Annotated in this window: 7 protein-coding genes; 5 read left to right on the forward strand and 2 right to left on the reverse strand. The window is 30.4% G+C overall.

All coding sequences use genetic code 11. The features are described from left to right. Positions 1-921: 921 nt before the first annotated feature. Positions 922-2415: an MFS transporter gene (locus tag H3T80_RS02455; RefSeq protein ID WP_198199781.1), complete on the reverse strand. Its 1494-nt coding sequence runs from the start codon at positions 2413-2415 to the stop codon at positions 922-924. A 29-nt stretch (positions 2416-2444) separates the two neighbouring features. Further along, positions 2445-5594, reverse strand: a complete 3150-nt coding sequence (locus tag H3T80_RS02460) for a glycoside hydrolase family 38 C-terminal domain-containing protein (RefSeq protein WP_198199782.1) — start codon at positions 5592-5594, stop codon at positions 2445-2447. A gap of 1091 nt (positions 5595-6685) precedes the next feature. On the opposite strand from H3T80_RS02460, the gene H3T80_RS02465 reads away from it, so the two are divergent. From H3T80_RS02465 to H3T80_RS02485, 5 genes are all read left to right on the forward strand, one after another. Then, on the forward strand, positions 6686-7729 hold the full coding sequence (locus tag H3T80_RS02465; RefSeq protein ID WP_198199783.1) for a type II asparaginase: 1044 nt from the start codon (positions 6686-6688) through the stop codon (positions 7727-7729). A 277-nt stretch (positions 7730-8006) separates the two neighbouring features. Further along, positions 8007-8456 (forward strand): hypothetical protein, encoded by a 450-nt coding sequence (locus tag H3T80_RS02470; RefSeq protein ID WP_086365413.1) that lies wholly within the window; start codon positions 8007-8009, stop codon positions 8454-8456. A 184-nt stretch (positions 8457-8640) separates the two neighbouring features. Continuing rightward, positions 8641-9111 carry a hypothetical protein gene (locus tag H3T80_RS02475; RefSeq protein WP_198199784.1) on the forward strand — a complete coding sequence of 157 codons (471 nt, stop codon included), beginning with the start codon at positions 8641-8643 and terminating at the stop codon, positions 9109-9111. 336 nt (positions 9112-9447) lie between these two features. Then, a complete protein-coding gene (locus H3T80_RS02480) occupies positions 9448-9654 on the forward strand; it encodes a hypothetical protein (RefSeq protein ID WP_065578823.1) in 207 nt (68 codons plus the stop codon). Positions 9655-10072: 418 nt separating this feature from the next. Then, positions 10073-11986: a hypothetical protein gene (locus H3T80_RS02485; RefSeq protein WP_198199786.1), complete on the forward strand. Its 1914-nt coding sequence runs from the start codon at positions 10073-10075 to the stop codon at positions 11984-11986. Positions 11987-12174: the final 188 nt, after the last annotated feature.

Consider the following 12174-nt stretch of genomic DNA (forward strand, 5'->3'; position numbering starts at 1 on the left):
TATCTGCTATATAAATATAATTTTTGAATTATAGATCTAATGATTGTAGTTTAACAACAATTGCTTCGCTTTTGATTTTCTATTTGTTTTAAAAACAAATTAGAATATATAAAATACTAGTTATTTTTAATTCGAAATATAAAAATGCAAGGAGCAATGACTGAAAATAAATCTTTTAAAAGTGAATATGATGACTTTTTATTAACTGTGATCGTTGGTATTGGTTAAGTTTCAGAAATGACAAATATTCTTGTAATAAAGTTAAAATATTGAGATGACAATGGAATAATTAAAGCTGTTGATCCGCACGCAAAATCTCGTCAGTTTAATATGTCAGATATTAAAAAAATAATTCTAATATAAGAGTTTATTGAGGATGGTTGCATGTTAGATGGTGTAGCTAAAAAGGTTGAGGATAGAATTTCAAAAATTCTATAGCTGATGAGTTTAATAAAAATGTAGCAATAAATATTTTTCATACAGTTGTTTATTCTAACATTAATATGTTTTTCTCAAACTCAGTCATCTCGGCTTTGCTTTTTAAATAATTTACTTAAATATCAGTTTTTATCAAAAATACCTTATCAAAATATTTAATTCTTTTGTTCAGAAAATCTAAAGTTGATATTTTATGAATGAACTTGAACGATTTGCTATCTGTTATTGAAGAGCTAAATCATAATATTAATTATAAAAGTTTCTACTTGTACTGTTAACTTTTGTAGTTTTATATGTGACTAATCACGATTAAATTTTTAGTCTTATTTTACAGTTTAGGGTGGTTTTAATATAGAATATATTAAGAATATTAGGTATTAGATACTAGCTGAATTTCATCTAGTATCTAATTTTTACGGTTACTAATTTATGTTAGGACTATTTATAGTCATTTTATTAGTAATTACAACGTATAAATAGGGTTTATTTTTTCTCAAATAATTTTTCACACGGATAGCCTGTTAAGTCTTCTACTACGAATTTAGTTTCTTCAGATAACTCATTTACATCGCCATTTGATTGTAAGACATCAATTGCATTAACTAATAATCCATGTTTTTCTTTATCTAGATTAAAGGTGAGTGTCACTAACATAGCTAAGAAAACAAGTAATCCAGTTCCTAAAAATAGAATTAATGCAATTGTGGTTATTGCTTCAGGAGTTTGATCTGCTTGTTTTTGAACAAAACCACCAAATTCTAATATTAATCCAACACAAAGAGTTGATAGGGCGACTGTCGTTTTTCTAGAGAATGTCATAACAGCAGCAAATAAGCCTTCTCTTCTTTTTTTAGTGATCATTTCATCAATATCTGGAATGAATGGGAAAATATTCCATGGTGTGAACTCCATCAGGCATCGGCCTATTTGATATACAGTACCAATAACAAACAGTATGGCTATTTTTGATGATGGATTAAATACAAAAACTAAATAGGTCGCAGCTAAACATAAAAGCATAGTCGAATAAGCACCAACAAGTAGTTTTTTCGGCCCATATTTAACGAATGCGAATCCTGCTACTAATGTAACTGGTAATCCAATGATACTTAAAGATAAAAGACTTCCAGCTACAGAAGCATCAAGCGTTAAACAATATACACAGAAAAATACAAATACAGTGTTATAAATATCTTTACCAGTAAAAGATAATAAATAGATAGCTAAATGTTTTCTGAAGGCTCTAACTTTCAGGGTAGAGAAATATTCTTTAAACAGACCAAAAACAAAGGTAACTGGATTTACTTTTTTCTCAGCTTTAGATCTTTCTAATTCTTTTAACATCTCCGGAGTTAGTGGTCTTTCCCAAGTTGAAAAGTAGGATATAATCACGCAAATCATGAATAAGACAGCAAAAAATATACCATTAAATAAATAAGCATTTGGATCATTTTCACCATAGATTGCAATTAATCTGCCTGGTACAAATGTTGCCATAAAAGTACCTACTGCAGAAATAAACATTCGACAAGTAGATAGTTTGGTTCTTCCTGCATAATCACTGGTCATTTCAGATGGTAAAGTTTCCCAAGGAATCATTACCATGGCTACAACTACCTCAAAAGTTAAATAGATAGCAAGATAATATAGGTAGCCCATGCCATTAATCCATAATAATGCATAAGAAAGCATTAATGGTGCGCCAATTATTAAGAAGAATCTTCTGCGTCCAAATTTTTTACCTAATTTATTTTTATAAAAGTGATCGGTGAAACTCCCCATGAAAAGGCATAATATGGCGTCTAATATTCGAGCAATTGCCACAATTGATGCCGCTTCAATTGGGCTCAATCCAACAAAAGTAGTAAAAAAGTATAACAACCATGCACCTATAATGGTGAATGCTCCCCCTCCAATGATATCAATCATTCCAAAACCTATAGCTTTAGGAATAGTGATTATTTTTTTATTTTTCATTTTCCAAACCTCATAATAGAATTAAGCAATTAATTTATTGAAATTGCATAAGTTTTAATTTCAAAAGGACTTAATTTTATTTTTAAATTTCCTTTATTTATGTTTTGATCAATAAAGTTCTCCATCAAATCACACTCTCTCCACCAGTTGATTTTGTAGTGAGAGCTGATATTGACATTTTGTGTTCCACCGGAGAAATCATGAATTCTGAGAATTAACCAATCACCTGATTCTGCTTTTTTCAAAGCATCAACCTGAACTAAATGATTATCTAATGTAAGAATTGATAGATTAGATGGCTTAATAAATGATTTTAATTTGCCATCATAAATTCTTAGCGGTTCATTTAAGAACCAAGCTTCTTGGGCAACATGACTTTCTTGCCAATTCTTCGTATGAGGAAATAAAGAATATGTAAATTGATGTTGTCCTTGGTCAGCTTGTAAATCAGGGCTTATAGCTGATTTGATGAGGGTTAATTGCATTATATTGTCTCTAATAGCATGACCATATTTGCAATTATTTAATAGGCTGACGCCATAACCGTATTCGGATAAATCGGCCCATTGATGTGCTACACTTTCAAATTTTGCATAATCCCAACTAGTATTCCAAGTAGTTGAGCGTTTAACATTACCAAATTGAATGTCGTACGTTGCTTCAACTGCTCTAATATCGACTGGAAATACTGTTTTAAGTAGTTGATTGCAGTCATGCCAATCAATATCAGTTATAAAATCAATTTTTGGATTATTACTATAGACTCGCATTTTCTGGTAAATTGAACTGTTATTAAAAATCCATTTAAATGTGATTTCACAAATTAATGGCCCTAATTCAGTCAGTTCGACAGATTGTAACTGTACAACAGGTGATTTTTTCTGAATATGAAATATTTCAATATCCCAAGCATCATATTTCATTGGTTTATCTTCATATACAGTCAATACATTGCCACAACCTGACAATACCTCTCGGTTATTCTTTTTATCAAAAATACGGGTAAGGTGGCCAAATTTATTCCACTTAATGAGATAAAAAGGTGTATCTATTTCATCATCATTATAGATAAAAGCATCTTTTGCCTTATTACTTTCAGATGTAACGTTATTTTCATAACTTACATTTATACAACTTAGTGGCGCTATTGATGGTATTTCAACAAAATAACCATCATTTTGTTTTGATTTTTGTATAGTGAAATATTGATTGGAATCATCTTTTATAGTGAGATTTTCTGCATAAGTATCAAAATAAACAACGTCATTTTTTCTCATAAAGTTAGAGCTATTGATGATAATTTTGCTATTAACATCACTATCTGTAATATTTTTTAACAGAGGTCTAAGAATTTCGTTATGTCTATTATTTAAATCCTGAAATTCAAGTTTGGCATCTTGATAGACTTCATGTATAGATGAACCAGGAATAATGTCATGAAATTGATTTCTAAGAATGAGTTTCCAACAATAATCTAGTTTATTTTTTTCATAAACAGACCAGTCATTATTTAAGATTGAGTTAGTCGCCGATAACCATTCGATGAAACGAATATCTAATTCGGCTAATCGATTCGCTTTTTTAATTTGCGCTTGGCTGGTGTATGTTCCGCGATGAGTTTCAAAGTATAATTCGCCATCCCAAGTATGGAACCAATCATTGCTATGATTGATATTATCCTCTAGTTCATGAAAGAATTGCTTAACAGTACCAAATTGAATATTAGGTAATACTGGCATTTTTTCGAATCGTTCTAATAATTCAAGCATCTGCTCATTTGGCCCACCACCACCATCACCATAACCAAATGGTAGCAACAGTGTTTTTGTTAAACCTTTATCTTTATAGTTATCCCATAACCCCTGAACAGATTTAGCATTAACAATGCCATTATAGGTATATCGTGGATGTCCTTCTTCAGGTGTTGTAACAAAATGCGCTAAAATATCACTGCCATCAATGCCTCGCCATTTAAAAGTATCGTGTGGCAGTTGATTAAATTCATTCCAACTAATTTTTGTTGTCATGAAATATTTAATGCCTGATTTTTTTAAAATTTGTGGTAATGCCCAAGAATATCCAAACACATCTGGTAACCATAAGCATTCAGGTGTTATGCCAAACTCGGTTTCCATGAAATTTTTGCCATACATAATTTGTCTGACAAATGATTCACCAGAGGGTATATTACAATCAGCTTCAACCCACATAGCACCATCAACTTGCCAGCGCCCATCTTTGACACGTTGTTTTATTTGATCATAAATTTCAGGATAATCATTTTTAACATATTCATAGAGTTGTGGTTGAGACTGGAAAAAATTATATTTTGGAAATTGTTTCATTAACTTCAAAACAGTCGAAAACGAGCGCGCACATTTTTCTCTGGTATGTTTTATTTGCCATAAAAAGGCGAGATCGATATGAGTATGGCCTACACAATTAATCACAACTGGCGATTTCACCGCATCTTTGCTGTAATTTTCTTCTAAATACCTAGATGCATTACTGATTGATTGGTAAAATTCTTTACTAGATGGGTTTTGCCAATTAATGAGTAGAAAAGAGCTATCTAATAGATTAAGTAATCTCGAATAATAAAAATCATTGTTAGAGATAACATCTAATGTTTGTAATATAGCGGTAGAAGTCACGTACAAATCATGAGTGGCTTTATCTCTTAAACCGAAGGCAACTTGTTTTATACTGTTACCAACATGAAACTCATCAAAATGTTGTCTAACTTTACCTTCAAGTACGCCTGACCATATACGAATATCAAATCTAATTGTTTTACCAGAAAAGTCGTCCGGAAATGAAATAACATTATGGTTTTTATCTAAACCATGCCATGGTTTACCATTAACATAGAGTAACGCTTCATATTCATCACGTAGAAAAGATAATGAAAAATTAAAAAGACCTATATGAGTGGAATGATTCGGATCGGTTTTAGGGAAAGTATGGCTTAACCTTAACCAAACATAGATATCCTTTTCTTTCCACTCAAATCCTTGCTCAATATTTTGCCAATCGGCATTTTCATTAGGGGGCGGGGCACCATTAACTCCTTTACGGTCATAACAAAAATCAAAACTTTGTATTGTTTGAATATCATGTAATTCAAACCGCAATAGTTCTTCAACGCGTTGTTTTAATTTCCTTTCTGTAAAAAACATAATTCCCTCTAATTTAGATAAATATACAAAAACAAACAATTGGTATAATAAGTTAAATAATAAAGTTGTAGTTCACAAATATAAAAACCAAATTTGGTGACTGAGATCACAAAAATTTAATTTAATTAATTTAATAATCGGTTCTAAGTGTTTTTGAAAAGGTATAATAACTTTTAATTTCAACTGATTTATTGATAATAAATTTAAGAGGAGTTTTGATTAGTATAATAAAGTCTAATAGAACAACTTTATCTATATGAATTTTTATTAGGATTTTGATTTTACTGTGAAAATAAAGAAAAATAAGCCATAATTGGTTGATGATGAAGTGTCTAATGTTAATATTATCAATTGATAAGTAAACTGGTGATTTGTAAATTGGTTCATCAATAATAGATGAATTGGTAATACAAATTAGTTTTACTAAAATGATAGGATGAGGTTGCCCAAAAGGATATATTTTCACCAAAAACACAGTCGAAATTATAATATTTATATTACTCATGTAAGTTGAAAATCATACATCTAATTTATCTAAAATATTGAGGATACCTCGATTTCTTCGTTTAATAGTGACAATAAAGCGATGGTTGAAAATGATTTCATAGAATTTAATGTGAATATATTCACTCTTAAACCTTTAAATGGTCATTTACTGTATTAAAAATCATATTTAAGAATCTATAATCGATTGATCACTGGTTCAAGTCCAGTTGTAAAATCTATCAAAAGTTTTATCACTATTTATTACTAATCAATAAGTTTGCTGAATGATTAAAAAGAACGGAATTAGGTTGTGTTTTTATACCTTATCATTGTTAAAAATGGTAAATTCACTATATAAAACGAGTTAGCTATCCATATTTGCTCAATTTTGAGGATCAAGGTTGAATCATTAAGAGCAAATTGCACTATTTAGGTGCATTGATTTTGATAATAGATAAAATCTTTCTTGATTAATTTTACTCTATTTTTAATAAGTTAAATAATTCATTGAGATATTTCTAGCGACAATTTAATTTTATTTAACTTGGTCTAGATTTTGCATGGTAAATAAAAGGATATTTATTTACTATCTATAAGGAAAAGAGATGAAATATAAAATAATACTTTTCACCACTCTATTCTTAATGAGTACATTCTGTTTTGGTGAGACAAAACTTCCTCATATTGTTATTTTGGCAACTGGAGGAACAATAGCCGGTTCGGCTGCAAGCAATACCGATACCGTTAGTTATAAAGCCGGTGAATTGGGCGTACAAACATTAATTGATGCGGTTCCTGAATTAAAAAATATTGCTCAAATTGATGGTGAGCAAGTAGCTAATATCGGCAGTAATGATATGACCAGTGATATTATTTTAAAACTATCAAACCGTGTGAATGAACTATTAGCAAAAGATGATGTTGATGGCGTTGTAATTACCCATGGTACAGATACACTTGAAGAAACAGCCTATTTTCTTCATTTAACGGTAAAAAGTGATAAACCCGTTGTCTTGACCGCAGCCATGCGTCCCGCGACCGCTATCAGTGCCGATGGACCAATGAATCTATTAGAAGCTGTGACATTGGCATCTACTTCAGAAGCTAAAGGGCGAGGTGTCATGGTTGTACTTAACGATAGAATAGGCTCAGCCCGATTTATAACAAAGACTAATGGCACAACCACGGATACCTTTAAAGCCGCAGAACAGGGATATTTAGGTGTTTTTATAGCTGCAAAACCACACTTTGAAACCAAAATTGACAAACTTCATACATCAAATTCTATTTTTGATCTTAGCGGTGTTAAAGCGTTACCTAAAGTGATTATTTTATATGGCTATCAGGATGATCCAGAGTATTTGTTCGATGCTGCTATCGAAAACCATGTAGATGGTATTGTTTATGCTGGTTCTGGTGCTGGCTCTACTTCTGTTAGAAGTGATAGAGGCATAAAAAAAGCAGAAAATGCGGGTATTGTTGTTGTACGCTCATCTCGAACAGGTAGTGGGATAGTTCCTGTAAACAAAACATTACCAGGGTTAGTTTCAGATTCGCTTAATACTGAAAAAGCTCGAATTTTACTCATGACAGCATTAACTAAAACTAAAGATCCTGAATTAATTCAGCAATATTTTCATACTTATTAGTTATCATGATTTGTTATAATTTAAAGGGCTGCAAGATAGATACTTGCAGCTCAATCCCAAACAAAAAACAATTAAAAAGGTGCGAAAAGCAATTTTTTTACACATTATCAGTGATAATAATTTTTTAAAATATAAATATCAATTTCACCATACCTAATTTGCTTTTTTAATAATATTAAACTAATCTAAATCCTTAAAAAATTATTATTAAACAATTCTCCAACCGATTAATAGGGAGGTTTAATGATATTTTCAAGGATTAGAGGTGTTAAGCATTATGAAATATTTATTTAAAGATTCTGTATTGATCGGTCTCTTTTTCATATTCTACTTTAGTATGGACATAACTTATTATGTTGTTTTAGAAAATCCTCATTCGTTTATTAGCAAAATAGGTAAGCCAACTGTTGATATTTTATTTGCTATAGCGGTTGTAGTTGAAATTATTTTCTTTCTTTCAATGTTGATAAAACTATTTGTTGCTAATAGTACACATTTGTTAACCTCTTATTTAGGATTAATTTTAGGGCTAGCATTTTCTTTTATTTGGCTATTTATTTTATATATTTGTTTCGTCCGATTTCATAGTTGGGGATGGAATGGTTTTGGATTTCTTGGTTGGGCGTTTTTGCCTGCGATTGGCTGTTTTATGAGTTATATTGTTTTAATACTTATCAGAATGTTATATTTTTTATATTGTGTTTTATTTGTTGAAAGATCTAAATGAAATTTTTTTGATTAACTGTCATTTTTAGATATTGCTTAAGAGAATTATTTAACCATCTAAAGTAGAATGAATAACTGATTATTAAGCAGTTAAATATTAATTTTATTAGAGTGTAACCATATCTAATTGGATAGGATTTTTTAGGTTAATAGTGAAGTTAACTTAAGTTTTTTAAGGATTAATTATGCCAAAAATTATTAAATATTTATCTAAAGATAAATTATGGATCTGTCTTTTTTGGGTTGCTTATTTAACATTTATAGTTACTTTTAATATTTTTTCATTAAGAAGCGAATTCTACATTAGTGATGCAGCTCCACATATCCTTTTTATAATATTTTGTATAATAATAATCTCTGAAATTGTTTTTTTCCTAATACAATTAATAAAATTATTTATTATCCCTCAGACACATGTATTAACTTCTTTTTTAGGATTATTTTGTGGATTAGTTTTTTCTTTTTGCTGGTTGGGTATTTTATATTTTTATTTTGAGTATGTTAGTAATGGTTACGATGATATAGGATTCATCATTGCGATGTTCATTCCTGTACTCGGTTGTTTTTTCGGTTACATTATTTTAGTATTGATTAAAATATTAAGATGTTTATATTGTTATTTATCTGTTAAACAAGTCAATAACTCTTATCCGTAAAATAGAATATTTTTAAAAAAAGTCTTTTAAAAAATTAGTTGAATTTTATTAAGTATTTGCCAGTTATTTTAAGATGATTATGTACCTTTTGTTATTTGTTAATTGCTTTTAATATTCCATTATTATCAATTTAAAATAAGATAGAATTACATTGCTGTTGTTATCAAGTATTCAAGCTTTGAAATCTAAATTTTTTTATATTTTAAAGCTATTTTAGCGAAGATATTGAGAGATTTATTCAATCTTGACTTGATTTTTGGTTCAATCAGCGTTTATATATTATTGTAATAAGCAAATCGGCTTATTATTTATAACATTTTACTGGAGGAGCTTATAATGGTACAAAAATTTGCTGCATACGGTAGTGATGTTTCAGCTGGCACTTATAAATGTGCTGATTGTGGCTATGTATATTCAAACCAAAGTAAAAAATCGTTACCCCCTTGTCCTGATCATAATAAAAAACCACATAGTAAGAATGGTTGGTATGTGGTGAGTGGTCAAGGTGATTCAGTAAAAGATCCTCATCATACTAAAAAATAGCACTCGTTCTATATTGTAACTTTGAAAGGTAACACTTAGTGTTACCTTTTTGGTTATTTGTCATCATCATTAAATTTTATTTTTGAGTTTTTGTTTTTTGCTAATAACTTTATTTTAAAATTGTGATCTTTATCACGTTGAAAAATAAAAGCAATGTCTCGTCTATTGCTAAACCTACCTTTCATTATTACCTATGGCTAATTGAGAAATGACTTGATTTATGGTAATAAAAAATTAGTTGTAATCAATTTCAATCAAATATATCTCTTTCACTACAAAGTAAATTTAGTCATTTTTTTGCAATTTTGCAATTCTAATAAACTGCCAAGAAGATCACAATTTCATTACTATTTGATGCCTATACTAAGTCCAATATGTACTTATGGAAATAAAATTGTTTATCCTTTAGGAGGTAATAATGAAAAAAAACATGAAAAAATTGGTTGTGTTAGGCATATTATCAGCATTGTGTTTACCAACAGGTGCAGCTTGGGCCAAAGATTATCAGTTATCAGGAAAAAATGCACAAGTTAAATTAGCTAAGGATGACAGTCAAAATAGTATTACAGCACTAAATATTATCAATCCAGTTACTAATGATTCGGTGAAAATTGAAACGTTGTTTGAAATTGTTTTAGCATCCGGAGATAAGTTAACCGATAAAGATTTTTCACTGGATAAAGTGCAACAACAAGATACAGGCATGACATTAAATTACACTGGTCATGATATGTCGATTGAAACTGTCGTTAATCTAAATGATGATAAACATTTTGCGAGTTATGAATTAAGAATCACGCCTAAAAATAAAGCACTTTTAATGTCATCAGTTTCATTAATGCCATTCCATTCACAGGCACCATTTGTGTATGGTTCAGTAGTAAGTTCACCGATTATTAGTGATACTTTTTTTATCATTCCAGAAAATCCACTAACCAATACAGTTGCTTATGAAGGCGGTGTATCACAAAAAATCCCACAAGCTATTCCACTGCAAGCTGAACACACTTTAAGTTATAAAACTTATATTGGTACTTATGAAAAAGGACAGTTAAGACGTAACATTAATCAGTTTATTGATAGTGTTCGTCAACGTCCATATAATCCATATTTACACTATAATTCATGGCTTGATATAGGATTCTTTAATCCTTATACCGAAAAAGAGGCTTTATTAAGAATTGATCAATATGGTGAGGAGTTGGTAAAAAAACGTCAGGTAAAATTGGATGGATATTTATTTGACGATGGTTGGGATAATCTAAAAGGAAACTGGGGATTTAGTGCGAATTTCCCTAATGAATTTAATAATTTGAAAACAGCTTCTGATAAATATCAAACGGCACTCGGTATTTGGTTATCACCATGGGGCGGTTATAATAAACCACGTGATAAACGTGTTGCTAATGCGCCTGAATTTGGTTATGAAACTATGGATGGTAAATTAGCCTTGTCAGGGCCAAATTATTATACTAACTTCCATAAACGAATCCTCGAATTGATTAATAATCAAAACATAACCATGTTTAAACTTGATGGAACGGGTAATGCTGATAAGGTTATTGCTGGTAGTCAATTTACTAGTGATTTTGATGCTGCAATCCATTTAATTGAAGATATGCGCAGTGCTAATCCAAATCTCTACATCAATTTAACCACCGGTACTCAAGCAACGCCATCATGGTTATTCTATGCCGATTCAATATGGCGAGGAGGGGATGATGTTAACTACTATGGACCTGGTAGCAAAGTGCAACAGTGGTTAACTTATCGTGATGCTGAAACTTATCGTTCTATAGTTTTAAAAGGTCCGTTATTCCCGCTTAACTCCTTAATGTTGCATGGTATTGTCTATGCAAAACAAGCGAAAAATCTTGATCAAGAAAGTGAAACAGATTTTTCTGATCAGGTCTGGAGTTACTTTGCAACAGGTACTCAATTGCAAGAAATGTATATTACACCTGAATTATTAACGACCCAAAATTGGGATACGCTAGCTACAGCCGCAAAATGGGCAAGAAATAATAAAGATGTTTTATTTGATAGCCATTGGATAGGTAAAGACCCGACAAAATTAGGTGTATATGGTTGGGCCGGTTGGAGTAAAGATAAAGCAATCATCACTTTACGTAATCCGTCCGATAAACAGCAAGTTTATTATCTAGATTTGCAAAATGATTTAGAATTACCAACTAATGCAACTGACCGTTTTCAAATTAAAATTGATTATGCTAGTAAGTTACATGCAAAAAAACCAACAACTATTTCGAAAACAGCAATGTTAACGCTTGAGCCTTTTGAAACAGTTATCATGTCATTAACTCCACAATAACCTATAAAGTGTCTTACCTGAAAAGGTAAGGCACTTGATTTTCTGCGATTTTATTTGCAATTATGTTTACTATTAACAGATGGATTTAGTAAATAAATTTTGCCAAAAAAATTCAACTTATCCTGTATAACCTATATATTCGGGTATCTCCGAATTAAAGCTTAATAATACCCAAATCTAATTAAAAT

Origin of the sequence: Gilliamella sp. W8145 (assembly GCF_016101145.1) — a bacterium.
In the GTDB taxonomy this organism is placed as follows: Bacteria; Pseudomonadota; Gammaproteobacteria; order Enterobacterales; family Orbaceae; genus Gilliamella; species Gilliamella apis_A.

Excerpts from the sequence above, each read along its gene's own strand:
- H3T80_RS02455 (WP_198199781.1), bottom strand. The coding sequence starts at position 2,415 with ATGAAAAATAAAAAAATAATCACTATTCCTAAAGCTATAGGTTTTGGA.
- H3T80_RS02460 (WP_198199782.1), bottom strand. The coding sequence starts at position 5,594 with ATGTTTTTTACAGAAAGGAAATTAAAACAACGCGTTGAAGAACTATTG.
- H3T80_RS02465 (WP_198199783.1), top strand. The coding sequence starts at position 6,686 with ATGAAATATAAAATAATACTTTTCACCACTCTATTCTTAATGAGTACA.
- H3T80_RS02470 (WP_086365413.1), top strand. The coding sequence starts at position 8,007 with ATGAAATATTTATTTAAAGATTCTGTATTGATCGGTCTCTTTTTCATA.
- H3T80_RS02475 (WP_198199784.1), top strand. The coding sequence starts at position 8,641 with ATGCCAAAAATTATTAAATATTTATCTAAAGATAAATTATGGATCTGT.
- H3T80_RS02480 (WP_065578823.1), top strand. The coding sequence starts at position 9,448 with ATGGTACAAAAATTTGCTGCATACGGTAGTGATGTTTCAGCTGGCACT.
- H3T80_RS02485 (WP_198199786.1), top strand. The coding sequence starts at position 10,073 with ATGAAAAAAAACATGAAAAAATTGGTTGTGTTAGGCATATTATCAGCA.